This window comes from Bradyrhizobium sp. UBA2491 (genome assembly GCF_002341725.1).
Taxonomy (GTDB): Bacteria; Pseudomonadota; Alphaproteobacteria; order Rhizobiales; family Xanthobacteraceae; genus Bradyrhizobium.
Genome location: NZ_DDOP01000017.1, coordinates 20,432 through 45,488 on the forward strand (window position 1 = coordinate 20,432; position 25,057 = coordinate 45,488).

General features: G+C 65.7%; 25 protein-coding genes. 12 read left to right on the forward strand and 13 right to left on the reverse strand.

The genetic code is table 11. The features are described 5' to 3' along the window. Positions 1 to 41: 41 nt before the first annotated feature. Positions 42 to 260 carry a helix-turn-helix domain-containing protein gene (locus B2W55_RS05385; protein WP_021079458.1) on the reverse strand — a complete coding sequence of 73 codons (219 nt, stop codon included), beginning with the start codon at positions 258 to 260 and terminating at the stop codon, positions 42 to 44. Positions 261 to 270: 10 nt separating this feature from the next. Next, a complete protein-coding gene (locus tag B2W55_RS05390; protein ID WP_024584748.1) occupies positions 271 to 846 on the reverse strand; it encodes a DUF2975 domain-containing protein in 576 nt (191 codons plus the stop codon). Positions 847 to 1,041: 195 nt separating this feature from the next. On the opposite strand from B2W55_RS05390, the gene B2W55_RS05395 reads away from it, so the two are divergent. Continuing rightward, positions 1,042 to 1,287, forward strand: a complete 246-nt coding sequence (locus tag B2W55_RS05395) for a hypothetical protein (protein WP_145987235.1) — start codon at positions 1,042 to 1,044, stop codon at positions 1,285 to 1,287. A 7-nt stretch (positions 1,288 to 1,294) separates the two neighbouring features. Here B2W55_RS05395 and B2W55_RS05400 read toward each other — a convergent pair whose 3' ends face one another. Then, entirely contained in the window at positions 1,295 to 2,152 is an 858-nt protein-coding gene (locus B2W55_RS05400) for a LysR substrate-binding domain-containing protein (RefSeq protein ID WP_080890871.1), read from the reverse strand. A gap of 108 nt (positions 2,153 to 2,260) precedes the next feature. Here B2W55_RS05400 and B2W55_RS05405 point away from each other — a divergent pair, with 108 nt between their 5' ends. Together B2W55_RS05405 and B2W55_RS05410 are read left to right on the forward strand one after the other, a co-directional pair. Continuing rightward, on the forward strand, positions 2,261 to 2,644 hold the full coding sequence (locus tag B2W55_RS05405; RefSeq protein WP_024584745.1) for a tautomerase family protein: 384 nt from the start codon (positions 2,261 to 2,263) through the stop codon (positions 2,642 to 2,644). 26 nt (positions 2,645 to 2,670) lie between these two features. Continuing rightward, positions 2,671 to 3,852, forward strand: a complete 1,182-nt coding sequence (locus B2W55_RS05410) for a pyridoxal phosphate-dependent aminotransferase (RefSeq protein WP_080890875.1) — start codon at positions 2,671 to 2,673, stop codon at positions 3,850 to 3,852. A 137-nt stretch (positions 3,853 to 3,989) separates the two neighbouring features. Here the strand turns inward: B2W55_RS05410 and B2W55_RS05415 are convergent, their stop codons facing one another. The 5 genes from B2W55_RS05415 to B2W55_RS05435 form a co-directional block, all read right to left on the reverse strand. Then, on the reverse strand, positions 3,990 to 4,871 hold the full coding sequence (locus tag B2W55_RS05415; protein WP_024584743.1) for a 3-hydroxybutyryl-CoA dehydrogenase: 882 nt from the start codon (positions 4,869 to 4,871) through the stop codon (positions 3,990 to 3,992). A 246-nt stretch (positions 4,872 to 5,117) separates the two neighbouring features. Next, on the reverse strand, positions 5,118 to 6,068 hold the full coding sequence (locus B2W55_RS05420; protein ID WP_024584742.1) for an electron transfer flavoprotein subunit alpha/FixB family protein: 951 nt from the start codon (positions 6,066 to 6,068) through the stop codon (positions 5,118 to 5,120). Next, positions 6,068 to 6,817 (reverse strand): electron transfer flavoprotein subunit beta/FixA family protein, encoded by a 750-nt coding sequence (locus B2W55_RS05425; protein ID WP_024584741.1) that lies wholly within the window; start codon positions 6,815 to 6,817, stop codon positions 6,068 to 6,070. The genes B2W55_RS05420 and B2W55_RS05425 overlap by 1 nt, the downstream gene beginning before the upstream one ends. Positions 6,818 to 6,934: 117 nt before the next feature. Beyond that, complete coding sequence (locus tag B2W55_RS05430) at positions 6,935 to 7,507, reverse strand: cob(I)yrinic acid a,c-diamide adenosyltransferase (protein ID WP_024584740.1); 573 nt, start codon at positions 7,505 to 7,507, stop codon at positions 6,935 to 6,937. 173 nt (positions 7,508 to 7,680) lie between these two features. Further along, positions 7,681 to 7,875 carry a twin transmembrane helix small protein gene (locus tag B2W55_RS05435; protein WP_024584739.1) on the reverse strand — a complete coding sequence of 65 codons (195 nt, stop codon included), beginning with the start codon at positions 7,873 to 7,875 and terminating at the stop codon, positions 7,681 to 7,683. A gap of 165 nt (positions 7,876 to 8,040) precedes the next feature. Between B2W55_RS05435 and B2W55_RS05440 the strand changes: the two genes are divergently transcribed. Further along, positions 8,041 to 8,901, forward strand: a complete 861-nt coding sequence (locus tag B2W55_RS05440; RefSeq protein WP_371412483.1) for a YihY/virulence factor BrkB family protein — start codon at positions 8,041 to 8,043, stop codon at positions 8,899 to 8,901. On the opposite strand, the gene B2W55_RS05445 is transcribed toward B2W55_RS05440, so the two are convergent. From B2W55_RS05445 to B2W55_RS05455, 3 genes are all read right to left on the reverse strand, one after another. Next, positions 8,828 to 10,129, reverse strand: coding sequence for an ATP-binding protein (locus B2W55_RS05445; RefSeq protein ID WP_024584737.1), 1,302 nt, complete (start codon positions 10,127 to 10,129; stop codon positions 8,828 to 8,830). The genes B2W55_RS05440 and B2W55_RS05445 overlap by 74 nt on opposite strands. Positions 10,130 to 10,255: 126 nt before the next feature. Beyond that, complete coding sequence (gene gluQRS / locus B2W55_RS05450; RefSeq protein ID WP_029880164.1) at positions 10,256 to 11,122, reverse strand: tRNA glutamyl-Q(34) synthetase GluQRS; 867 nt, start codon at positions 11,120 to 11,122, stop codon at positions 10,256 to 10,258. Beyond that, the gene (locus B2W55_RS05455) at positions 11,122 to 11,988 is read right to left on the reverse strand and encodes a nucleotidyltransferase domain-containing protein (RefSeq protein WP_024584735.1); all 867 of its coding nucleotides are present in this window, start codon (positions 11,986 to 11,988) and stop codon (positions 11,122 to 11,124) included. Before B2W55_RS05455 ends, gluQRS begins: the two co-directional genes overlap by 1 nt. Positions 11,989 to 12,097: 109 nt before the next feature. Between B2W55_RS05455 and B2W55_RS05460 the strand changes: the two genes are divergently transcribed. Together B2W55_RS05460 and B2W55_RS05465 are read left to right on the forward strand one after the other, a co-directional pair. Continuing rightward, the gene (locus B2W55_RS05460; protein ID WP_024584734.1) at positions 12,098 to 12,751 is read left to right on the forward strand and encodes a DNA-3-methyladenine glycosylase family protein; all 654 of its coding nucleotides are present in this window, start codon (positions 12,098 to 12,100) and stop codon (positions 12,749 to 12,751) included. 162 nt (positions 12,752 to 12,913) lie between these two features. After that, a complete protein-coding gene (locus tag B2W55_RS05465) occupies positions 12,914 to 14,485 on the forward strand; it encodes a glycosyl hydrolase family 17 protein (RefSeq protein ID WP_024584733.1) in 1,572 nt (523 codons plus the stop codon). Positions 14,486 to 14,556: 71 nt separating this feature from the next. On the opposite strand, the gene B2W55_RS05470 is transcribed toward B2W55_RS05465, so the two are convergent. Beyond that, a complete protein-coding gene (locus B2W55_RS05470; RefSeq protein ID WP_024584732.1) occupies positions 14,557 to 15,444 on the reverse strand; it encodes a LysR family transcriptional regulator in 888 nt (295 codons plus the stop codon). 176 nt (positions 15,445 to 15,620) lie between these two features. Here B2W55_RS05470 and B2W55_RS05475 point away from each other — a divergent pair, with 176 nt between their 5' ends. The 5 genes from B2W55_RS05475 to B2W55_RS05495 all read left to right on the forward strand — a co-directional run bounded on the left by B2W55_RS05475 (position 15,621) and on the right by B2W55_RS05495 (position 22,322). Continuing rightward, positions 15,621 to 16,592, forward strand: a complete 972-nt coding sequence (locus tag B2W55_RS05475; protein WP_024584731.1) for an NAD(P)H-dependent flavin oxidoreductase — start codon at positions 15,621 to 15,623, stop codon at positions 16,590 to 16,592. A 30-nt stretch (positions 16,593 to 16,622) separates the two neighbouring features. Next, positions 16,623 to 18,140, forward strand: coding sequence for an acyl-CoA synthetase (locus B2W55_RS05480; RefSeq protein WP_024584730.1), 1,518 nt, complete (start codon positions 16,623 to 16,625; stop codon positions 18,138 to 18,140). A gap of 101 nt (positions 18,141 to 18,241) precedes the next feature. Continuing rightward, entirely contained in the window at positions 18,242 to 19,327 is a 1,086-nt protein-coding gene (locus B2W55_RS05485) for a DUF2855 family protein (RefSeq protein ID WP_024584729.1), read from the forward strand. Between the two features lie 102 nt (positions 19,328 to 19,429). After that, complete coding sequence (locus B2W55_RS05490; protein ID WP_024584728.1) at positions 19,430 to 21,217, forward strand: flavin-containing monooxygenase; 1,788 nt, start codon at positions 19,430 to 19,432, stop codon at positions 21,215 to 21,217. A 130-nt stretch (positions 21,218 to 21,347) separates the two neighbouring features. Then, the gene (locus tag B2W55_RS05495; protein ID WP_024584727.1) at positions 21,348 to 22,322 is read left to right on the forward strand and encodes a peptidyl-alpha-hydroxyglycine alpha-amidating lyase family protein; all 975 of its coding nucleotides are present in this window, start codon (positions 21,348 to 21,350) and stop codon (positions 22,320 to 22,322) included. Between the two features lie 159 nt (positions 22,323 to 22,481). Here B2W55_RS05495 and B2W55_RS05500 read toward each other — a convergent pair whose 3' ends face one another. After that, entirely contained in the window at positions 22,482 to 24,242 is a 1,761-nt protein-coding gene (locus B2W55_RS05500) for a chloride channel protein (RefSeq protein WP_024584726.1), read from the reverse strand. A gap of 192 nt (positions 24,243 to 24,434) precedes the next feature. On the opposite strand from B2W55_RS05500, the gene B2W55_RS05505 reads away from it, so the two are divergent. Beyond that, the gene (locus B2W55_RS05505) at positions 24,435 to 24,992 is read left to right on the forward strand and encodes an HNH endonuclease (RefSeq protein ID WP_024584725.1); all 558 of its coding nucleotides are present in this window, start codon (positions 24,435 to 24,437) and stop codon (positions 24,990 to 24,992) included. Positions 24,993 to 25,057: the final 65 nt, after the last annotated feature.

Sequence of the window (25,057 nt, forward strand, 5' to 3'; positions counted from 1 at the left end):
GTAGCGCGCGAAAGTTAATGCTTGGGTAACGGATGGCCGCGTCAGGCTGACGCATCGTCGTCTTCATGGCGCAGGAGGTCGCCCGGCTGGCACTTCAGATAGGTGCAGATCCGCTCCAGTGTGTCGAACCGGACGCCTTTCACCTTGCCCTGCTTGAGCAGGGACAGATTGGCCTCGGTGATCCCGACATATTCGGCAAGCTCCTTCGATTTCACGTTGCGCTCGGCGAGCATCACGTTGAGCCGGACCCGGATCGGCATCGCAACAGCCTCAGACGAATTGCGCGTGCTCGTCGGCGATCGCGTTGGCCTCGGCCATCACCCAGGCGGTCACCGCGACCAGGCCGGCGAACAGCAGGGCCAGCAGCGTATCGGAGCCGAACGCGATCACGACCGATTTGCCTTGCGCGTAGGTCTGCCAGCTCAGCAGGATCGAGAGCAGCGCGCCGATCAGCGGCTTCAGCAGGGTCGAGGCGAGCATCGCGATCGCGAGGTCGCGCAACCCCGCAACGTTATCGGCGGTGAAGAAACGTCCCGCGGCGAACGCACTGAAGCAGCGGCGCACCCGCGACAATCCCCAGATCAGACAGGCCAGCGGCATTGCCGAGACCATCAGGCTCATCACGCGGACCAGCCAACCGATCGGATGGAATGCGACGCCGTTCAGCCCGGCATCGCGCAGGATCGCCTCATCCGGGCTCGCCAGCCAATAGGCCAGCAATCCCACGGCGAGCACGAAGGAGATCGCGGTACACGCATAGGCGAGCACGCGGCTGACCGAGCGGATGCGGGCGAGGCGCGCGGGCCGCACGGACGGGGAAAACTCTGACGAAAGGGACACAGACATACTCGACCTCGGAGGTTTCTGGCGCATTATTATTGTTTTACGATAATAAATATTCGCAAGTCAACATATCTTGAAAGGTACCTCATGCTCCGACGCCCCGCGCGCACCATCTGCGCTCTTCTCTTGCTGACCACAACCGTGCATGCGCAGCCTTCGACATCGCGTGGACAGATCTCGGTCGCGCAGGTCGGGGCGATGCTGGATCAGGCCGCCACCAATCCGACCGCGCGTCAGACATTGACGGCGTATCTGGCCGGGTCAGGCGAAACCGCCGGCTGGCTGATGGATACGGCGCGCGGCCTGCCGCCCTGCGCGCGGCGGCTGTCACTCGACGCACAGCAGGCTCGCGACGCGATCGCCGGCGCCACCGCCGAGACACCGGCGACGCCGCTGATCATCCGCGACATGCTGAAGCGTGCAGGATGCCGGTTGACCGAATGACGAACGCCTAAGCCGCGTTCGCCGCGAAGGCCGCACCGAGCGTGCGAAGCGCCTGCCGGGTCCGCACGTCGGACAGCTTTGAGTAGAGCACGACATCGCGGCTCGGCAACGGCGGCAGGCCAAGCCGCGGCCCAAGGTCGACGGTATCCGCCGGCGCCACCCGGCGCGCCAGCGCCGCGACCGCAAGGCCCGCTGAAATCGCCGCGCCGATCGTCGCAAGCCCGCCGCCGACGAACGCTTCGGTCCAGGGAATGCCGGCAGCGTCGAGCGCCTCGACCGCCATCGCGCGCACGCTGCACGGCTCGGCCTGTGTTGCCAGACGCAGCGGCTCGCCAGGGCGATGGTGGAAATCGGGTGCGGCCATCCAGCCGAACGGTTCCTCGAACAAGACGTCGCCATCGCGGCGCTTGGCGTCGTGGCGCAGCACGATCGCCGCATCGAGCCTGCCGTCGTCGAATGCGCTGAGCACGGACCGCGACGTGTCGACATGGAGCTGGATCACCAGCCCCGGATCGGTGGCGTTCATCCGCTTCAACAGCGATGCGAGCTCCGATCCGACGATGTGGTGGCTGATGCCGACCATCAGCCGCCGGTGCTCGACCGCGAACGCCCCGATCGCCGACTGATGCGCGGCAACCAGATCGCGCGCAGCGCCGAGGAAGGCGGCGCCTTCAGCGGACAGCCGCACCAACCGCGGCGTTCGCTCCAGCAGCCGGCGGCCGAGCCCATCCTCCAGCCGCCTGATCTTCAGGCTGACCGCGGACTGCGTGGTCTCCATCGCCTGGGCCGCGCGGGTGAAGCTACTGAGGTCCGCCACCAGCACGAAGGCCTGCACCGCCTCGATGTCGAGCGCCTTCATGGCCATTCATTGGAAATGAATATCATTGAAATGCATTACCATACGGTTTTCCAATGATCAACGAAGCCCTAGGTTCGGCTGAACGCAACGATCGCCGCCAGGAGAGCCAACATCATGCCGCTGACCCGCGTCTCGCTGCGGCGGGGCAAGCCCGCCGCCTACCGCAAGTCAATCCTCGAAAGCCTGTATCGCGCCATGCGCGAGACCTTCGATGTGCCGGAAGACGATCGCTTCATGACGATCTCCGAGCACGACGATGACGACTTCGTCTACGGCGCCGATTACCTCGGCATCAGGCGGAGCGACGACCTGGTCATCATCCAGATCACGGTCAGCAACACCCGCCCCGTGGCGCAGAAGCAGAGGCTGTATCGGCGGATCGCCGAGCTGCTGGCGGAAAGTCCCGGGTTGCGCCGCGAGGACATCTTCATCAACCTGGTCGAGGTGCTGCCCGAGAACTGGTCGTTCGGCAACGGTGAGGCGCAGTACGTCCGATGACTGCCACACCGCTCCTCTCGCCGCGGATGAGCGGCATCAAGCCTTCGCCCGCATCCGTGCTGCGGCGCCGCGCCCGCGAGCTGCGCGCGGCCGGGCGCGACATCATCGAGCTGTCGTCGGGCAACCTGGACTTCCCGACGCCCGACCATGTGATCGCGGCGGCGCATCAGGCGGCCCTGCGCGGCGAGACCCGTTACACCGATGTCGATGGCACGCCGGAACTGAAGCAGGCGGTGCAGGCCGCGCTGCGGCGCGATCATCGCCTCGACTACGGGCTGGACGAGATCGCCATCACCAACGGCTCGACCCAGGCGCTGTTCAACGCGCTGCTGGCGACGCTGGCAGCCGAAGACGAAGTGATCATCCCCGCGCCCTATTGGGCCCCCTATCTCGACCAGGTGCGGCTCGCAGGCGCGACGCCGGTGGTCGTGCCGTGCGCGCAGAACAACGGCTTCAAGCTGCGCGCGGATGATCTGCGAGCGGCGATCTCGGCGCGAACCCGTTGGGTCATCGTCAACAATCCGGTCAATCCCTCCGGCGCGCTGTATTCGCATGAGGACCTCAGCGAGATCGCCGCGGTCCTGTTGCAGCATCCGGACATCTTCGTGCTGGCCGACGGGCTCTACGAGCACATCACGTTCGACGGCGCGCCGGCGCCGACGCTAGCGGCAATCGAGCCGCGCCTGAAGCCGCGGACGCTGACGGTCAGCGGCCTCGCCAAGAGCTACGCCATGATGGGGTGGCGGATCGGCTATGCCGCCGGACCTGCGGCACTGATCCGCGCGATGATCACGATCCAGTCGCAAACCACGTCCGGCGCATCGTCGATCAGCCAGGCCGCAGCGGTCGCGGCGCTCGATGGCCCGCAGGAGGTGCTGGCCGAGCGCGCCGCAATCCTTCGCGGGCGGCGCGATCGCTTTGTCGAACTCGTGAACGGATGCGCCGGGTTGTCCTGCGCGCCGCCCGAAGGCACGTTCTATCTGCTGGTCAACTGCGCCGGCGTGATCGGCAAGCGCGCGCCCAACGGCCGGGCGATCGAGACCGACCGCGACTTCTCGACCTATCTGCTCGAACAGGCGGACGTGGTGGTGTTCCCCGGCGAGGATTTTGGGCTGTCGCCCTATTTCCGCGTCAGCTTCGCCAACCCGTCGGCGACCATCGAGGAAGCCGCGAGACGGGTGAGGCGCGCCTGCGAGACACTGCAATGACGCCTCTCCAGCAGAGACAGCGTCTTGCGCTAGCAGCTCATTTGTTCGGACTTGGGACGGGCGTAACTGTCATCATCAGTCTCGTACCCGCGACGCTTGCGCTGTTGCGGGCACTGAACTGATGCGCGAGCCGATGACTATCGCGTCGGAACCGGCTTGTCGCCGCGATAGTCGTAGAAGCCGCGCTGGCTCTTGCGTCCGAGCCAGCCAGCCTCGACATACTTCACCAGCAGCGGGCACGGCCGGTATTTGGAATCCGCCAGCCCCTCATGCAGCACCTGCATGATCGACAGGCAGGTATCGAGGCCGATGAAATCGGCGAGCTCGAGCGGGCCCATCGGATGGTGCGCGCCGAGCTTCATCGCGGCATCGATCGCCTCGACGTTGCCGACGCCTTCATACAGCGTATAGATCGCCTCGTTGATCATCGGCAGCAGGATGCGGTTGACGATGAAGGCGGGGAAATCCTCCGACACCGCGACCTGCTTGCCGAGCTTGGCGACGAACGCCTTGGCGGTGTCGAAGGTCACGTCGTCGGTGGCGATGCCGCGGATCAGCTCGACCAGCTCCATCGCCGGCACCGGATTCATGAAATGAATGCCGATGAATTTCTCCGGGCGATCAGTCGAGGCGGCGAGCCTTGTGATCGAGATCGACGACGAGTTGGTCGCGACGATCGCCTCGGGCTTCAGCACCGCACAGACGTCGTGGAAGATCTTGCGCTTGGTCTCTTCCTTCTCGACCGCGGTCTCGATCACGAGATCGCAATCGGCCAGCGCATCGATCGTTTCGGCGGAAGCGATGCGGTCGAGCGCCTGCTTCCTCTCGCTCTCGCTGATCGCCTTCTTGGCGACCTGGCGGGTCAGATTGCCGTTGATGGTCGCCAGCGCCGACTTCAGCCGGTCGCCCGAGACATCGTTGAGCACCACGTCGAAGCCAGCCAGCGCCGCCACATGGGCGATGCCGTTGCCCATCTGGCCCGAACCGATCACGCCGACCTTTTTGATTGCCACCGTCATCTTGTCATCCACCGGAACGGCGCGCATGTCGCGCCTGCCCAATTCCAACGATACCCGAAGCGAAGCCTTCCGGGTTGCCCAATCCGCCGGAAAACGTTTCCCGGGACCATGATGTGATCACCAAGTAATCGCATCCGATCCATCTTCCTTGTCGGGCACGATCTTTCCGGAAAACCGTTTCCGGATCGTTGCCCCAACAATAATAACACCGGCCGGAGATTACTCATCCGGCCGGTGTTTTGTCGCTTACTTTCCGAGCTTGCCGAGTGCTTCGGTCAATTCCGGAACCGCCTGGTAGAGGTCGGCGACCAGGCCGTAATCGGCGACCTGGAAGATCGGCGCGTCCTCATCCTTGTTGATGGCGACGATCACCTTGGAGTCCTTCATGCCGGCCAGATGCTGGATCGCGCCGGAGATGCCGACCGCGACATAGAGTTCCGGGGCCACCACCTTGCCCGTCTGACCGACCTGCCAGTCGTTCGGCGCGTAGCCGGCATCGACCGCGGCTCGCGAGGCGCCGACGCCGGCGCCGAGCTTGTCGGCGAGCGGCTCGATGTACTTGGCGAAGTTCTCGCGGCTCTGCATGGCACGGCCGCCCGAGACGATGATCTTGGCCGAGGTCAGTTCCGGACGGTCGCTCTTGGCAACTTCCTCGCCGACGAACGTCGACAGGCCCGGATCGGTGGCGGACGCGGCGTTCTCGATTGCCGCGCTGCCGCCTTCGCCGGCGGCGGCGAAGGTCGAGGTGCGGACCGTGATCACCTTCTTGGCGTCCTTCGACTTCACGGTCTGGATCGCGTTGCCGGCATAGATCGGCCGCTCATAGGTGTCGGGCGCGACGACCTTGATGATCTCGGAGACCTGCATGACGTCGAGCAGCGCTGCGACGCGCGGCATCACGTTCTTGAAGCGCGAGGTCGCGGGCGCGACGAAGGCGTCATAGCCGGGGGCCAGCGCGACGATCAGCGCGGCCAGCGGCTCGGCGAGATCGTGTTCATAGGCCGGGCCTTCGGCCACCAGCACCTTGCTGACGCCGGCGAGCTTGGCGGCGGCTTCCGCCGCAGCCTTGGTGCCCTGACCGCCACCGGCAACCAGCACATGCACGTCGCCGCCGAGCTGGCTCGCCGCGGTCAGCGCCTTGTTGGTCGAGTCCTTCAGGGTCTCGTGGTCGTGTTCGGCAATCAACAGCGTCGTCATCAGAGAACCCCGGCTTCGGTCTTGAGCTTGTTCACGAGTTCGGCGACGTCCTTGACCTTGACGCCCGCCTTGCGGCCTGCCGGTTCCGCGGTCTTCAGCACTTCCAGACGCGGCGTCACGTCGACGCCGTAGTCAGCGACGCTCTTGTCGTCGATCGGCTTCTTCTTCGCCTTCATGATGTTGGGCAGCGACGCGTAACGCGGCTCGTTGAGGCGGAGGTCGGTGGTGACGATCGCCGGGCCCTTGAGCTTGATGGTCTGCAGACCGCCGTCGACTTCGCGGGTGACCTTGAAGTCATTGCCTTCGACCTCGAGCTTGGAGGCGAAGGTCGCCTGCGACCAGCCGAGCAGTGCGGCCAGCATCTGGCCGGTCTGGTTCGAATCGTCGTCGATCGCCTGCTTGCCGAGAATGACGAGGCCGGGCTGCTCCGCATCGACCACGGCCTTCAGGATCTTGGCGACCGCGAGCGGTTCGACATTGCCTTCGGCCTTGACCAGGATGCCGCGGTCGGCGCCCATGGCGAGACCGGTGCGGATGGTCTCCGAAGCCTGCGCCGGTCCGATCGACACCACCACGACTTCGGTCGCCTTGCCGGCTTCCTTCAGCCGCAGCGCTTCCTCGACGGCGATTTCGTCGAACGGGTTCATCGACATCTTGACGTTGGCGAGCTCTACGCCCGATCCGTCACTCTTGACGCGGACCTTGACGTTGTAGTCGACGACCCGCTTTACCGGCACAAGAACCTTCATCGATCCTCTTTCGCTTTGATTTTATGGGTTTCGGTTGGCTGGCGCGGAACCTAAAGGTCCCTCACCCCCCGGTCAACGCGCGAAAGCCAAAAAACCGCCCCCCGGTTTTGAACCAGTTTAGCGGTTCTGGCCCGGCACCCACAACACGTCCCCGGCCCCCTTATTGTTCTGGAAGCGGCTGGCAACGAACAGGAAATCCGACAGGCGGTTCATATATTGGATGCCAGCGGCATTGACCCGCTCGTCGGGCCTGGCGGCGAGTTCCACCATGATGCGTTCCGCGCGGCGACATATCGTCCGGGCGAGATGCAGATATGCGGATGCCGGCGTTCCGCCCGGCAGCACGAAGGAGGTCAGCGGCGCGAGCTGATCGTTCAGGCTGTCGATGTCGCGCTCCAGCCGCTCGACCTGGCTTGCCAGCACGCGCAGCCGCTCGGCCTTGCCGTCGCGCTCCGGCACCGCAAGATCGGCGCCGAGATCGAACAGATCGTTCTGGATTCGGCCGAGCATCGCATCGACCTCGGAACTGTCGGCCAGATGCAGCCGCACCACGCCGATCGCGGCATTGGTTTCGTCGACCGTGCCATAGGCAGCAACGCGCAGATCGTATTTCGGACGCCGCTCGCCGGAACCGAGCGCCGTGCTGCCATCATCGCCGGTGCGGGTGTAGATCCGATTGAGGACGACCATGGTCAGCTCCGGCTCCAGTGTTGGTTTCCACCTCTCCCGCAGGGAGAGGTCGCGAGCATCTTGCGAGCGGGTGAGGGGTCATAGTCTAACGAGAGACCTGAACCCCTCACCCGGATCGCCAAGGCGATCCGACCTCTCCCAATGGGAGAGGTGAAGAATCCGTATCATCCGCCTTATCGTCCCATCGCCCAGACCGCGAGCATCGCAATGACGATGGCGACGAACTGCAACAGCACGCGCAGCCGCATCAGCTTCTGCGACGTGTTCGGCGAGCCGCCCTTCATCATGTTGATGAGGCCGAGCAGGAGCACCAGCGCGACGGCGCCGACGGCAATGGGAAGAATGATCGTACTGAGGACAGATGTCATCTGCGGTACATAACACCGCAGGACGCGGACTTCCACACAGCTCCGCCATGCAACCAACTGGCTTTTCCGTGCGTAATATCAGATGCTGGGTTGGTTCTCGGAGCGAGCGATTTCGACAATGCCGGGTGGAATGTGAAACAGCTTCGTTACGTCTTCAACGTCGTGATGGATGCCTTTTACACGTTCCTCGCCGATGACGGCTGGGCGATCGCGAGCCACATCGCGCTGTCGACCCTGATGGCGCTGTTTCCGTTCCTGATCGTGCTGACGTCGGTGGCCGGTTTCTTCGGCTCCAAGGAGCTCGCCGACCAGGCCGTCGGGCTGCTGCTCCAGGTCTGGCCGACGCAGGTCGCCGAAGCGCTGTCCGGCCAGATCCACGACGTGCTGACCAAGACCCGCGGCGACATCCTGACCATCGGCGCGGTGCTTGCGGTCTACTTCGCCTCCAACGGGGTCGAGGCGCTGCGGGTGGCGCTGAACCGCGCCTATGCCGTGATCGAGCCGCGGCGCTGGTACTGGCTGCGGCTGGAATCGATCGGCTACACGCTGGTCGCCGCGTTCACCTCGCTCGCGATGGCCTTCCTGATCGTGCTCGGGCCCCTGATCATCGAGGCGGCGCGGCGCTATATCCCTTTCTTCGTCGAATCGAACGAGAGCCTGGTCAACACCGCCCGTTACGGCATCACGGTGCTGGCGCTGGTCGTCGCGCTCTTCATCCTGCATGCCTGGCTGCCGGCGGGGCGCCGCGGCTTCACCCAGATCCTGCCCGGCATCATCTTCACCATGGTGGCGTCGCTGATCTCGGGCATCGGCTTCGGCATGTATCTGGCGCGCTTCGCCAACAATTATGTGACGATGTATGCGGGGCTCGCCTCGGTGATCATCGCGCTGGTGTTTCTGTATTTCATCGCCGCGATCTTCGTGTTCGGCGGCGAGCTGAACGCCGCGATCATCAAGTCGCGGCTGCCGCGCGGCGTGTCGCTTCAAGCAGCGCAGTCGCTAGCGCCCGCGGAGAAACAGGCTTGACCAGGAAGGTGTCGGCGCCGGCAGCGCGCGCCGCGGCTTCGTCCTCGGCGCGACCGGAAATCCCGACGATCGCGGTGCGGCCGTGCGGCGGCGGCAACGCACGGATGCGCTTGATGGTCTCGACGCCGCCGATTCCCGGCAGGACCATATCCATCAGCACGGCGTCGAAGGCGCCGCGCGCCAGCCTGTCAGGGGCGACCTCGCCCTGACCGATGAATTCGGTATGGTGGCCGAGCTCAGTCAGGATCGTGTTGAGCACGACCCGGCCGAACGGATTGTCCTCGACGCTGAGCAGCCGCAGCCCCCGCGATGCCGGCGCTGCTCTGTCTTCGCCCACCCCGGGGCTGGCCGGCTCTTCAGCCGGCGCCAGCTTTACGGTGAGCGTGAAGGTGGTGCCGCCCCCGGCACGCTGGGCGGCCGCGATGTCGCCGCCCATGGCGCGCGCGAGTTGCCGGACCGAGGACAGCCCGAGCCCGGCGCCGCCGAACCGCGCGGCGATCGAGACGTTGGCCTGCGAGAACGGCCGGAATAGGCGCTTGACCTCGGCGAGCGAAAGCCCGATGCCGCTGTCGGAAATCGCAAAGGCAACGCCGACCCCGCCACGATCCCTCGCCTTGGCCACGCGCACCGGCGCGACATGCAGCTCGACCGTCCCCTGCTCGGTGAACTTGACGGCGTTGTCGATCAGGTTTTCCAGCGCCGCACGCAGGCGGACGGGATCGCCGACCGCGAAGCCGGGCAGTCCGTCTGAAACCGCGACCGAGGCCCGCAGTCCCTTGGCGGCCGCACGGCCGGCCAGCGAATCCCCGGCATGGCGCGCCAGCGCGCGCAGGTCGAAGAAATCCCGCCGGATCTCGAGCCCCGGCCCGTCGCTCCGGGCAGCATCGACAAACAACGTCGCCAAGCTCGCCAGATGCTCGGCGCCGGCCTTGATGGTATCGACCCAGCGCCGCTCGCGCTCGCCGAGGTCCGACGTCGCGAGCAGGTTGCTGATCGCGAGGATTCCGGTCAGCGGCGTCCGCACCTCGTGGGCAAAGGCGGCGAGTGCGGTCTCGACCATGCCGGAACCGGCCTTCGGCGCCGCCTTCGATGCGGCGCGCTTGCCGCGCGGCTTGGTCGCTGCCTTGGTGGAGCGCTTCTTGATGATGCGCGTTTTGGCGGCGCGCGGCTTGGGCGGCGTCCTTCCGGATGGCCGCTTGCTGCGCCGTACGCGCGATTTTGACGCCATGATCTCAGTAATCCCCGCCCCGAAGGACAACATGGCATGCCAGCCGTGCCGGAGTCACGGCAGCGTTTGCGGCCGGCCGCCGCAAAGCGGCATGATGGTAACCGCCCTGCTTCGCGCCCGAACCCATCACAGGCCAACGAGGCGGCGGATGTCGGCCGGGCTTGCGCCGTCCGCGCGCAAGGCGCGCAGTGCGGTCGCCTGGGTCGATTTCGACAGTTTTTGGCCGGCGGCGTCTCGAATGAGGCGATGGTGCCGGTAGGTGGGCACGGGCAGGCCCAGCAACTCCTGCAACAACCGGTGCACGCTGGTGGACCAGAACAGGTCAGCGCCCCTGACCACATCCGTGACGCCTTGCAACGCATCGTCGATCACGACGGAGAGATGGTAGCTGGTCGGGGTCTCCTTGCGCGCCAGGATCACGTCGCCCCAGGCCTCGGGTCGCGCCACCATGTCTCCGGTCTCTCCGGCCGGCCCGTCGCCCTGTTCCCGCCAGCGCAGTGAACCGGCGTGCGCACAGGCCGCCGCCATGTCGAGCCGCAATGCGAATGGTGCCCCCTGCCCGATCAGCCGTTCGCGCTCCGTCTGCGCCAGCGATTTGGCGGTGCCCGGATAAAGCGGCGCGCCGTCCGGATCGCGCGGCCACGCGCCGCCGGCTTCCCTGTCGGCAACCAGCCGTGCGATGTCGGCGCGGCTCTCGAAGCTCGGATAGACCAGCCCCTGCGCCGTCAGGCGGTCGACCGCAGCACCATAGGCGGCAAAATGCTCGGACTGCCGCCGCACCGGGGTTTCCCAGCCAATGCCGAGCCAGGCGAGGTCTTCGTAGACCGCGGATTCGAACTCCGGACGACAGCGCGTCGCGTCGATGTCCTCGATCCGCAGCAGCAAGCGCCCGCCCGTCTGCCGTGCGAGGTCGTGGTTGAGCAGCGCCGAATAGGCGTGGCCGAGATGAAGGTGGCCGTTCGGACTCGGTGCGAAACGGAAGACGGGTGGCATCAAGGCGATTCCGCGTGGCGAGACGCGTCCGGCGCACCACCCGCTTCCAGTTCGAGCCGTTCGACGACCATGCGGTAGAAGCGCTGTGCCTCCGACATCATCTCCTCGGGCGGATCTGCCGAGACGCTCTCAAATGCGCTCCGCGCAATCTCGAACTCCGAGTCGATGAAGCGGGCGACGGGACGCGAAAGCGGTGTCGCGCCGAGTTCATGCGTGACGGCCTTGCGGTCCATGAGATCACGGACCTGCTCCCGCAACTCGGCAGGCGGGTCGCATTCCGCCATCAGGGTTGGGAAATGCATCGGCGCAACGGCTTCGGTTGGACGCATCCGCAACCAGCGCAGTGCCGCCGCTGGCCGCAGCGCATAGAACACCTTCTTTTGCGGAACACTGCTCTCGTCACCAAAATAGACCCGCCGCTGGCGCTCACCGAGATGCAAGTAGTGGCGGCAGATCGCCTCCCGACTCGCCGCACGGCGCGCGAATTCCAAGAAGGCGTCACGAAACCAGGCCTGGCCCCGATAGACCACAGGAGAGCAAAGCCACTCCACGATGACCGCATTGCCCTTCAGCAGCAATTGAAGCGCCTTGCGAAGATCCCAGCCGTTTGCGTCCAGATCGCCCTCCAGCGGGAGTTCGATCACGTCACGAACGGGCCAAGGCGTAATGTGGTCGATGACGCGGCGGACGTACACGAAGCGGCAGTCGTAGTCGCTGTCAGGAGACGCAAATCCCCACGCCCGGCTTCCGCTTTCGACGGCCAGCGGCAAGAAGACCCGGTGTTCATCGGCGATGCGATCGAGCATCGCATCGATCGCGGCGACCTTGCCTGCATCCATATCGGCAGGAATGCTTCTCAGACTCATCGAGCACTTCCGAAATCAAGGGAAGTTGTCATACTCTATGACCTGCCGAAGCGTCCACAAGGCGTGGCGCCCGAGCAGCAAGAGCACGTCTGGCAAAGCCGATCCCGCAATGCTGATTCATCTCGAAACCCAGGCCGACCTCGACGACGCCATCCACAAGCTGGTCGACCAGGATCGACGCCTGCGGCCGATCCTCGAACTGACCGGCATGCCGGCGATCCGGCAACGCGAGGCTGGATTTGCCGGGCTTGCCGCGATCATCTGCGGCCAACAGCTGTCGACCGCGAGCGCGGCGGCGATCTGGGGACGGGTCAGCAAGGCATTCGACCCGTTCCACCATGATGCGATCCGCAGGGCGCGCGCCGACCGGCTCGGCCGGCTCGGCCTCTCCGCGGCCAAGATCAAGACGCTGAAGCACATCGCGCGCGAGCTTGCCGACGAGCGGCTGAACCTCGACGTGCTCGCCAACGAGGACGCCGATGCCGCGCACAACACGCTGACCGCACTGCCCGGAATCGGCCCGTGGACCGCCGACGTCTATCTGCTGTTCTGCCTCGGCCATGGCGATGCCTGGCCGGCAGGCGACCTGGCGGTGCAGGAAGCAATGAAGGTCGGGCTCGGGCTGAAGGAGCGGCCGACGCCAAAGCAGATGGCGCCGCTTGCCGAGCCGTGGCGGCCGCTGCGCGGCGCCGCCGCGCATCTGTGGTGGGCCTATTATCGTGTCCTGAAGAATCGCGAAGGCGTGATCGCCAGCGCGAAGTAGGCGATCGAGAAAAACGCTGCAACGGCCTGATCGCGTGCTAGCATCGACCGACGAATACTTAATCAGTTTGCCTGCCCTGTCATTCCGCACGCCCAGCACATCCCCTCACGGAGGACGGACCTGGTATCGCCCCGCATCCCGCTGACGCTTCTCCTGGTCTCGCTGGGCGCGATCGCCGCGGTGTGGTGGTGGCTCGGCATCCCGATCACCCTGGTGCGCGCGCCGATCGATCCGAGCGACAAGGTCCAGTGCATCTCATACGCCCCGTTCCGCAACAACCAGACGTCGCTTTCGCCGGCAACGCAGGTCTCGCCTGAGCAGATCGCGGAGGATCTGGCGCAACTCGCGAAGATCTCAAACTGCATCCGCACCTATGCGACCGACCTTGGTCTCGATCAGATTCCGGGCCTCGCGGGCAAGGCGGGGCTGAAGGTCATTCAAGGCATTTTCCTCGATCGGGACCGGAAGAAGAATGCGACGCAGGTCGAAACGGCGATCCGCCTCGCGAAACAATATCCGGACACGATCATCGCGCTCGTGGTCGGCAACGAGGTCCTGCTGCGCAAGGAGATGTCAGCGTCCGATCTCGCCGCGACGATCCGCTCGATCAAGACGCAGGTCCGCGTGCCCGTCACCTATGCCGACGTCTGGGAGTTCTGGCTGAGCAATCGCGAACTGGCCGACGCGGTCGACTTCGTCACGATCCACATCCTGCCCTATTGGGAGAACGTGCCGATCCCGGCGGAACAGGCCGCCGCGCACGCCGACGAGATGCGCCGCGAGGTCGCGGCGGCCTTTCCGGGCAAGGAGATCTTCATTGGGGAAATAGGTTGGCCGAGCGAGGGGCGGATGCGCGAATCCGCGCTGCCGTCGCCCGTCAATCAGGCGCGCGTGGTCGCGGAGGTGCTCGACCTGGCCCGGCGCGAGCATTTCCGCGTCAATTTGTTCGAGGCCTATGACGAAGGGTGGAAGCGCGAGATCGAGGGCACGGTCGGTGGATCCTGGGGCCTGTTCTCTTCCGAACAGCGAACACTGAAATATCCGGCGGGCGTGCCGATCAGCAATTTCCCGCACTGGAAGCTGCAAATGGCCGGCGGCATGGCGCTGGCCATCCTGGCGTTCGGCGCGGCATGGTTGACCGTGCGCCGCAAGCCGCGGGAGCCAACGGAATCCTGGCTCGTGTCATGGCTTGCGGTTGGGCTCTCGGCGACCACGGCCGGAATCCTGTTCGGGGTCGCCACGCAACGACTGGTCTATGAAAGCTACGGCACCGGAGGCTGGCTCGTGTGGGGCTCGCTTCTGGCGGCGGCAACGGCGGCGCCGGTGTTGGGCGCCAACGCCCTCGTGTCGGGTCGCGCACCGCCGAGCTTTGCCGAATTGCTCGGCCCACGAGGCTACCACACGGAAACGATGCTGGTGACGATGCACGGGTTGACCTTGATGGTCACCGCCGTGATCGGCACGGCGACCGCACTCGGCCTCATCTTCGACCCGCGCTTCATCGATTTTCCGTTCGCGCCCCTTACCATGGCGGCGGTGCCTTTTGCGGCCATGACGCTGCTCAATCCTCCCGGGAAGGGCAACCGCCCTCTGGCAGAATCGATGTTTGCCGGCATTTTCCTTGCCGCGGCAATCTATACGGCGCTCAACGAGGGGCCGCAGAACTGGCAGTCGCTATGGACCTGCGCCGCCTTCATCCTGCTTGCGGTGACGCTGTGGCGGGCGCGAACCTGAGGACATGATCTCGATTTTGATTTGAGCATGGTCTCTTCGGAAAACCGGTTCCCACTTTTCCGGATCATGCTCTATCCCCGCAGCCGGACCCGGTCCTCACGCGCGCAGTCGGTGACGAAGCCGATCACGGCGCGCACCGCGGGAAGTTCGACCAGATCGGGATGGGCGAGCAGCCAGAGGTCGGAGAGGCTCGCGAGCTTTTGCGGCGCGACCCGAACCAGGTCGGGATAGTCGGCGGCAACCAGGCAGGACAATGCCGTGATGCCGAGCCCGGCCCGCGCCGCCGCAAGCATGTCACCCTGCGATGAACAGCGCATCACCAGGGTGCCCTGCCGCGTGATGACATCGCTCCACCGTGCCAGGTGCGCGTTCGAAGCCTGGTCGGCAAAGCCGATCACGCTGTGGCCCTTCCACTCGTCCCGCCGCTCCGGAAGCTTGTGGCCCGCCGCATAGTCGCGCGAGGCGAAGAAACCGGTGCCGAGCCGCCCGATCTTGCGGCCGATCAGGTTCTCGTCGCCGGCGTCGACCGGCCGCAGCACGACGTCCGCCTCGCGGCGGCGCACGCTGGCCGGAAACGGGTGGGTGATGACCTCGAGCTGGATGCTGGCATGATCGCGCAGGAACGGCCCGAGGCGCGGCATCAGCCAGTGCGCCGCCAGCGTCGCGCCGATCGACAGCTTCACCACGCCACGGGCCTGCGCACCGGTCGCGGAGGCCGCGGCTTCCGCGCGCAAGGCGGCCGCCGCCATCACCTCGGTGTGCTCGCGGAACCTGCGGCCATGCGACGTCAGCGACAGGCCGTCATTGGAACGCGCGAACAGCCGGGTGCCGAGCTGCTTCTCGAGCGCCGCGACGTTGCGGCCGACGGTCGGATGGCTGATGCGCAGGCGGCGCGCGGCGGCGGCGAAACTACGGGTCTCTGCCACCGCGACGAAGGTCTTGCAGAGCTCCCAATCCATTCCCCAGCCTGCCCGTTTCTGTTCAATCTTGACTAGCTATCTGTTCAATATTGAACGCAATCGCGACGCCGTCCAGCCTTATATTGGCCCGCCAGGAGAGACGCTCCCGCCACCACAACAATTCACGATCCGCTCAGGCCGTCGGCCGAGCGATCCGCCCATGGAGGACCCGAAAGATGCCGTTGCCTGCTTCGCTGACCAACAAGCTCGAACTGCCGGTCGTCGGCTCCCCGCTGTTCATCGTCTCGGGGCCCGAACTGGTGATCGCGCAGTGCAAGGCCGGCATCGTCGGCTCATTCCCGGCGCTGAACGCGCGCCCGGTCGAGAAGCTCGACGAGTGGCTGACGCGCATTGCCGACGAGCTCGGCGAATATCAGGCGCTGCATCCGGAGAAGAAGGTTGCGCCCTACGCGGTCAACCAGATCTGCCACGCCTCCAACGACCGGTTGATGCACGACATGGAAACCTGCGTGAAGCACAAGGTGCCTGTGATCATCACCTCGCTGCGCCCGCCGTCGGAGATCGTCGAGGCCGCGCATTCCTATGGCGGCGTGGTGTTCCATGACGTCATCAACGTGAAGCACGCCCGCAAGGCCGCCGAGCAGGGCGTCGACGGCCTGATCCTGGTCTGCGCCGGCGCCGGCGGCCATGCCGGCACGCTGTCGCCATTCGCGCTGGTGCGCGAGGTCAAGCAATGGTTCAAGGGCACGATCCTGCTGTCGGGCGCGATCTCCGACGGCTGGAGCATCGCATCGGCTCTCGCGCTCGGCGCCGACCTCGCCTACATGGGCACCCGCTTCATCGCGACCGAGGAAGCCAACGCCGATATCAGGTACAAGCAGGCGCTGACCGAATTCGCGGCGCATGACATCGTCTACTCGAACCTGTTCACCGGCGTGCACGGCAACTACCTCGGGCCGTCGATCGCGGCAGCCGGGCTCGATCCCGCCAATCTGCCGGTCGCCGACAAGTCCAAGATGAATTTCGGCTCCGGCGGCAACACCAAGGCCAAGGCCTGGCGCGACATCTGGGGCTCCGGCCAGGGCATCGGCCAAATCATCGATGCTCCGCCGGTCGCCGAGCTGGTGACGCGGCTGAAAGCGGAGTTTAATGAGGCACGCAACGATTTCGTTCGTGCCAGCGCCTGACGTAAGGACGATCGCGTGGAGAATGCCGACATGATCATCAGCGGCGAGAGACAGATCAGCTACGGCGACATCCATGCCCGCATCGCGCGGGCGGCGAACGGCTTCCGCACGCTCGGCATGCGCGACGGCAAGCCGGTCGGCATGATGCTGCGCAACGATTTCGCGCTGTTCGAGGTGGTCGCGGCGGCGGCCGCACTCGGCAGCCCGGTGGTGCCAATCAACTGGCACCTGAAAGCCGACGAGGTCGCCTATATCCTGGCCGACAGCGGCGCCGACACGCTGGTCTGCCATGCCGACCTGTTGCCGCAGATCCGCGACGGGCTGCCAGCGGCGATCAGGCTATTGGTCGTGACCACGCCACCCGAGATCGCCGCGGCCTACGGCGTAGTGCCTGAATTCGCGCGCGTGCCCGATGGCATGACCGACTGGGACCAGTGGCGCGACACCCATGCGCCGCTGACCGACGCCCCGATCGGCGCGGCGCCGATGTTCTACACCTCGGGCACGACCGGATTGCCGAAGGGCGTCCGGCGCAAGCCGATGCGGCCCGAGCAGCTGCCGGCGGCCGCCCGCATCGGCGCCATCACCTACGGCGTCAAGCCCAACGAGGATCAGGTGATCCTGATGAACGGGCCGATGTACCATTCGGCGCCGCATTCCTACGGCATGCTCGCGTTCCGCAACGGTTGCAGCATCGTGCTCGAACCGCGCTTCGACCCCGAGGATCTGCTGCAACTGATCGCGCGCCACGGCGTCACGCACATGCATATGGTGCCGACCATGTTCGTGCGGCTGCTGCGCCTGCCCGATGAGACACGGCGCCGCTACGATCTGTCGTCGCTGCGCTTCATCATCCATGGCGCTGCGCCCTGCCCGGTCGAGGTCAAGCGCGCGATGATCGAGTGGTGGGGTCCGGTGATCAACGAATATCTCGGCTCGACCGAGACCGGCATCCCGGTCTGGCACTCCTCGGCGGAAGCGCTGGCGAAGCCCGGCACCGTCGGGCGGGCAATCGAGGGCGCCATCGTCAGGATATTCCGGCCGGACGGCACGCCTTGCGACGTCGGCGAGCCCGGCGAGATCTTCATGCGTCAAACCTTGATCTCGGATTTCGACTACCACGGCAACGCCAAGGCGCGCGCCGAGGCCGACCGCGACGGCTTGATCAGCGTCGGCGATGTCGGCTATCTCGACGCCGACGGCTACCTGTTCCTGTGCGACCGCAAGCGCGACATGGTGATCTCGGGCGGCGTCAACATTTATCCCGCCGAGATCGAGAATACCCTGATCGGCATGGACGGCGTCCGCGACTGTGCGGTGTTCGGCGTTCCCGACGACGAGTATGGCGAGCGGCTGTTCGCCTGCGTCGAGCCGGACACCGGGGCCACGCTGTCGGTGGCGGCGATCCAGGATTTCCTGCGCGGCAAGCTCGCCAATTTCAAGGTGCCGCGCGACATCCGCTTCATGGACGCGCTGCCGCGCGAGGCCACCGGCAAGATCTTCAAGCGCAAGCTGCGCGACCTCTACCGTGAAGGACAGCTTCGCTGAGGCTGACGGTGCAGCGAACGACGTTTGAAACTTAGTTGCTGTTGCAAAGCGCCGGCAATCGACGCAACGATGCGTCCGTATCCCGAGCCTGGATCATCGCCATGAACTCGACCGACTTCATCGTCATCCGCAACGACCTAGAGCAATGCAAGGTCATCGAGACCCGGTTGCCCGACGCCGCGGCGCTGCCGGCGGACGCGCTGCTGGTGAAGGTGACCCGGTTCGCCTTCACCGCCAACAACATCACCTATGCCGTGATCGGCGAGCAGCTGAAATACTGGCATCTATTCCCGGCGCCCGAGGGCTACGGCATCATACCGGTCTGGGGTTTTGGCGAGGTGCTGGCCTCGAAGCATCCTACTGTTGCGGTCGGCGAGACACTGTTCGGCTACTTCCCGATGGCAACCCATTTGGTGATCGAGGCGGCAGATGTCAGCAAGCGCGGCCTGCGCGACGCGGCCGCGCACCGGCAGGAGGTCTCGCCGGTCTACAACAACTACGCCCGTGTCTCCGGCGATCCGACCTATGCCGGCCAGCAGGGCGATTTCCGCGCGCTGCTGCTGCCGCTGTTCATGCTGTCGTTCCTGGTCGACGACTTCCTTGCCGAGAATGAATTCTACGGCGCACGCCGCGTCATCCTGTCGTCGGCCTCGAGCAAGACTGCATTCGGGCTCGCCCACCTGCTGCACAAGCGGGGCATCCGCGTGATCGGGCTGACATCCAAGGGCAATATCGATTTCGTCACTTCGCTCGGTTGCTATGACGAGGTCGTCACCTATGACCAGGTCACCGCGATCCCGTCGGCGGAACCGGTCGCCTATGTCGACATGGCCGGCAACAGCGCGCTGCGCGAGGCCCTGCACCGGCACTTCGGCGCGCAGATGGTCTATTCCGGCCGGGTCGGGCTGACGCATCGGGCGAGCGAGCCCGACGAACCGACACTGCCCGGCGCCAGGCCGGTGTGGTTCTTTGCGCCGGACCAGATCCGCAAGCGTGCCAAGGAATGGGGCCCCGGCGGCATCGACCAGCGCTTTGGCGCCGCATGGGCCGAGTTCGTGCCGCATCTGCCCAATTGGCTCGATGTGGTCGAGCGGCACGGCCCGGCCGCGGTGCGCGAGGCCTATCTCGATACCCTGCAAGGCCGTGTTCCGCCGGATCAAGGCTTGATCCTGTCGCTGGCCGAATAGGCGATATCCCGTCACGCCCTTTCTGCTGCCTCACCAATGGGTATAGGCTTGCAGCAAGGGAACGCCGTCAGAGAATGTCACCACGGCGGCCGATGACGAGAAATGCTCGACAAGACGGACGATATTTCGGTCGCCGCCGACAATTGGCTTGTGCAGTTCGAGGATGCGCTGGCGAGCCCCGACGATGTGCTGCTGAAGCCGCTATTCCATCCCGACAGCTACTGGCGCGACGTGCTGGCGCTGAGCTGGAACATCCAGACCGTCAACCGCGCCTTTGCGATCCTCGAGGAACTGCCGGCACATGCCCGCCGCAGCGCGCCGCATGATTTCCGCATCGATGCCGAGCGCGCCGCCCCCCGCCGGGTGATGCGCGCCGGCACCACCGCGATCGAGGCGATCTTCAAATTCGAGACGACGACCGGCCGTGGCCACGGCATCGTGCGGCTGATCCCCGATGCCGGCGATGGCGACCGGCTGAAGGCCTGGACGTTGCTGACGGCACTCGAGGAACTGAAGGGCTTCGAGGAGCAGCAGGGCCATACACGTCCACGCGGACAGGCCTATTCGCGCGACTTCCGCGGGCCCAACTGGCTCGACCTGCGCAAGGCCTCCGCCGAATATGCCGACCGCGACCCCGATGTGCTGGTGGTCGGCGGCGGACAGGCCGGGCTGGCGATCGCCGCGCGGCTGCAACAGCTCAAGATCGACGCGCTGATCGTCGACCGCGAGGCGCGGGTCGGCGACAATTGGCGCAAGCGCTATCACGCGCTGACCCTGCACAACCAGGTCCAGGTCAATCACCTGCCCTACATGCCGTTCCCGCCGAACTGGCCGACCTACATCCCGAAGGACAAGCTCGCCAACTGGTTCGAATCCTATGTCGACGCCATGGAGCTGAACTTCTGGACCGGCACGGAATTCATCGGCGGCAGCTATGACGATGCGCAAGGACGCTGGACCGTCGAGTTGCGCCGCGCCGACGGCACGACGCGGACAATGCGGCCGCGCCATGTCGTGATGGCAACCGGCGTCAGCGGCATCCCCAATTTGCCCGAGATCCCCGGCCTGAAGAATTTTTCAGGCCAGGTCATGCATTCCAGCCGCTACGAGGACGGCGAGAACTGGACCGGCAAGCGCGCGCTGGTGATCGGCACCGGCAACAGCGGCCACGACATCGCGCAGGACCTGCATTCCTCGGGCGCTGCGGTGACGCTGGTGCAGCGCTCCTCGACCCTGATCACCAATATCGAGCCGTCGGCGCAGCTCGCCTATGCCGCCTACAACGAAGGCTCGCTCGAGGACAACGACCTGATCGCGACCTCGATGCCGCTCGCGTTGGCCAAGCGCAGCCACGTGTTGATGACCGAACAGTCGAAGGAGCTCGACAAGACGTTGCTCGACGGCCTCGCGCGCAAGGGCTTCAGGCTCGATTTCGGCGACGGCGGCACCGGCTGGCAGTTCAAATACCTGACCCGTGGCGGCGGATACTACTTCAACGTCGGCTGCTCCGACCTCGTCGCCAGCGGCGCGGTCGCCCTGCAACAGTTCGCCGACATCGAGACCTTCGTGAGCGATGGCGCGCGGCTCAAGAGCGGTGAGACGATCGCTGCCGACCTGATCGTGCTCGCGACCGGCTACCGGCCGCAGGAAGAGCTGGTGAAGAAACTGTTCGGCGAGGCGATGGCCGCGCGCGTCGGCCCGATCTGGGGCTTTGGCGACGGCCAGGAGCTGCGCAACATGTACACACGCACGCCGCAGCCCGGCCTCTGGTTCATCGCCGGCAGCCTGGCGCAATGCCGCATCAACTCGCGCTATCTGGCGCTCCAGATCAAGGCGATCGAGCAAGGCCTGCTGCCGCGCGACGTCGGGCCGGTGGCGAAATTGACCTAACCAACCCGTCATTCCGGGGCGCGCGCAGCGCGAACCCGGAATCCATTGAGCAGCAAGCTCTATGGTTGAATGGATTCCGGGCCTGCGCTGCGCGCATCCCGGAATGACAAGAAATGGGGAGAACGGAATAATGCCAACCATCCTCGGCACCGGCGAGCACCGCTATCGCGTCGTCGAGAATTTCGCAAAGCTGCCCGACGGCTGGAGCCTGACCGATGTCGCCTCGGTCGCGGTCGACAGCAAGGACCGCGTCTATGTCTTCAATCGCGGCGAACACCCGATGGTGGTGCTCGACCGCGAGGGACACTTCCTCAGGAGCTGGGGTGAAGGCGTGTTCACCCGCGCGCACGGCCTGCACATCGACGCCGACGACAATCTCTATTGCACCGATGACGGCGACCACACCGTGCGCAAATGCTCCACCGACGGCAAGGTGCTGCTGACGATCGGCATCCCGAACAAGCCGGCGCCATTCATGAGCGGCGAGCCGTTCCATCGCTGCACCCATACCGCGCTCTCGCCGAAGGGCGAGATCTACGTCTCCGACGGCTACGGCAACGCCTGCGTCCACAAGTACACGCCGGATGGAAAATTGCTCAAGACCTGGGGCGAGCCCGGCACCGATCCCGGCCAGTTCAACATCGTGCACAACATCGCGACCGATGCCGACGGCTTCGTCTATGTCGCCGACCGCGAAAACCATCGCGTCCAGGTGTTCGACGGCAACGGTAGATACGAGACGCAGTGGAACAACCTGCACCGGCCCTGCGCGCTGTGCTGCGGCGGCGGCAAGCAGCCGAACTTCGTGATCGGCGAGCTCGGCCCCGGCATGGCGGTCAACCGCAAGGTGCCCAATCTCGGCCCGCGGCTGTCGATCGTGGATGGCACCGGCAAGCGCATCGCCCGGCTCGGCGGCGAGCAGGGCCCCGGCGTCGAGACCGGAAAATTCCTGGCGCCGCACGGCATCGCGCTGGATTCGCGCGGCGATATCTATGTCGGCGAGGTCGGCGTCACCGACTGGAAAACCAGCTTTCCGGACACCGAGATGCCGGCCACGGTGCGCCTGACGCGATGCTTGCAGAAGCTGGAGAAGATTCCGATCTGAACTCGACTCCACCAGCGTCACCCTGAGGAGCGCGCATCGCGCGCGTCTCGAAGGGTCAGCGGCCCGGCTGGTGTCCGCGCATCCTTCGAGACGCGCGTTCCGCGCTCCGCAGGATGACGGGTCTGATAGCCTGCGACGGGCCAGATCACCTCGGCGAAATCAAACCTCGCCGATCACCTCGCGGCGACGCAGCTCGGATTCTTCGGCGTAGCGGCGCATGGCGTGCGCTTCGGTGAGCAGGCCGATCGGCCGCCGGTCGCCATCGCCCTCGATCACCGCGAGCGACTCCGCTTCCGCCGCGTCGAACACCGCGATCGCCTCCTGCACGTTCATGCCGGGATGCAGCACCACGTCGGCGTAGCGCAGGATGCCCGCGAGCCCCTTGTCGGCCTCCAGATCGGGCGCATGCGCTTCCGCCACCAGCGCCAGCCCGGCGTAGCATCCCTCGCCATCGACCGCGACGACCTGGGTCTTCGAGCCCGGTGGGAATTCCTCGCGGAACGCCTCGATCGGCATCGCGGCATTCACCGTCGTCATGTCCTGCCGCATCATCTTGCCGACCGTGAGATCGCGGATCCAGCCGATATCGGCGGCGCTACGGATGGTCTCGCCGCGCAGATGCAGCCGCCAGGTCGCGAACGAATAGCCGAACAGCTCGCGGGTGATCGTGGTCGAGATGATGACCGCGACCAGCACCGCTGTGGTGAGCCAGAGGTTGCCGGTGGATTCCAGCGCGATGAACGACATCGTCAGTGGGCCGCCGATCACCGAGGCCGACAGCGCGCTCATGCCGATCACGGCATAGGCGTTGGGGTCGAGGTTCAGCCCCGGCCACACGATGTCGACGCCGGCGGCGAACAGCCGGCCGCCGAGCGCCCCCATGAACAGCGTGGCGAAGAACAATCCGCCGCGGAAGCCCGAGCCGAGCGACACAATCGAGGCGACAGCCTTCAAAGCGAACACACCGGCGATGAAGGCGAGCGGCATCGCCACGATGCCGGCGAAGCGCAGCGCACCATGGCCCGACGACATCACCTGCGGGGTCAGCAGCGCCATCGCGCCGACGGCAAGGCCGCCGAGCGCCGGGCGCAGCGGCGGCCAGAGCCGGGTCTTGGCGAGCAACGCCTCGCACAGCGTCACCCCGCGCATGATCGCGATCCCGGTCAAAGCGGCGGCCATGCCAAGCAGCGCGGCGATCGCGAGATCGCGCCCGAGCACGTCGCCGACGGTTCCGACCCCGACCCCGAGCGGCAGCGGCTCGAAGGCATGGGCGACGAAATAGCCGGTCACCGCAGCCACCCCGACCGGGGTCAGGCTCGCCGGCGTGTAGCCGCCGATCACAAGTTCGAAAGCGTAGAACGCGCCGGCGAGCGGGGCGCTGAAGGCACCGGCGATCGCCGCCGCCGCGCCGCAGCCGACCATGATTCGCTGGTCGTTGCGGCGAAGATGGAAACCGCGGCCGAGCGAAGCGGCGAGGCCACTGGAGAGCTGGGTATAGCCGGCTTCGAGCCCGACCGAGCCGCCGACGCCGCTCGACCAGATCGTCTGCAACGCCACGATCACGCTGCCGCGGAACGACATCCGCCCGCCATAGAGCGCGTTGGCCTCGATCGGGTCGATCTCGCGGGCTGGCCGGACCCGGAGCAGCAGCAGGAACGCCAGACCCAGCAGCAGGCCGCCAGCGGTGGGAACCAGAAGTGCCCGCACGGGATCGATGCTGGGCTGGCTCGACAGCCGCTCGCCCAGCGGCAGATTGAACAGCACCGAATGCAGCACTGTGACCAGGCTGCTCATGACCGCCACCACGAGGCCGCCAATGGCGCCGATCAGCACCGCCAGCACCACGAGGCTGGTCTCGTGCGCCCGCACGAATGCACGCAACCGGCGCGGCGCCTCGAGATAGCTTGAAGTCGTGGTCATCGGCAGGGGTCCGTCAGTGGCCGACAGGGCCGTGCGGCTCCCTTTACGGGCCTCGCGGGCCGGAGGCAATCGGGGCAGGAACATGGCAGTGCATGGCGGATAAGCCGCTCATCGCTCTTCACAATCCCGTCACGCTGCCTGTAGTATGTGAGTGCATGCTGCTTCGCAGCTAATGGGAGTCAGGAGCGTTATTTGAACGCACATGTCTCACAAGGCGGTTGGCCGGTGCTGGTCTTGAATGCGGACTTCCGGCCGCTGAGTTACTACCCGCTGTCGCTCTGGTCCTGGCAGGACGCGATCAAGGCGGTGTTCCTCGATCGTGTCAACATCGTCGAATATTACGACCGGGCGGTCCGAAGTCCTTCCTTCGAAATCCAGTTGCCCAGCGTCGTATCCCTGAAGTCCTTCGTCAAGCCGACCACCCACCCCGCCTTCACCCGCTTCAATGTTTTCCTGCGCGACCGCTTCTCCTGCCAGTATTGCCTGTCGCCGGACGACCTCACCTTCGATCACATCATTCCGCGCAGCAAGGGTGGCCAGACCACCTGGGAGAACGTCGTCGCGGCCTGCTCGCCCTGCAATCTGCGCAAGGGCAATCTGACGCCGCAGCAGGCCAAGATGTTTCCGAAGCAGACGCCCTACGCTCCGACCGTGCATCAGCTGCATCGCAACGGGCGGCTATTCCCGCCGAATTATCTGCACGAGAGCTGGCTCGACTATCTCTACTGGGATACTGAGCTCGACCCATAGGCGGGGCCATCCAATATCAAGCAAGCAGAACAGCCGCCACCGATCCAGATGACTTCCGCACCGCC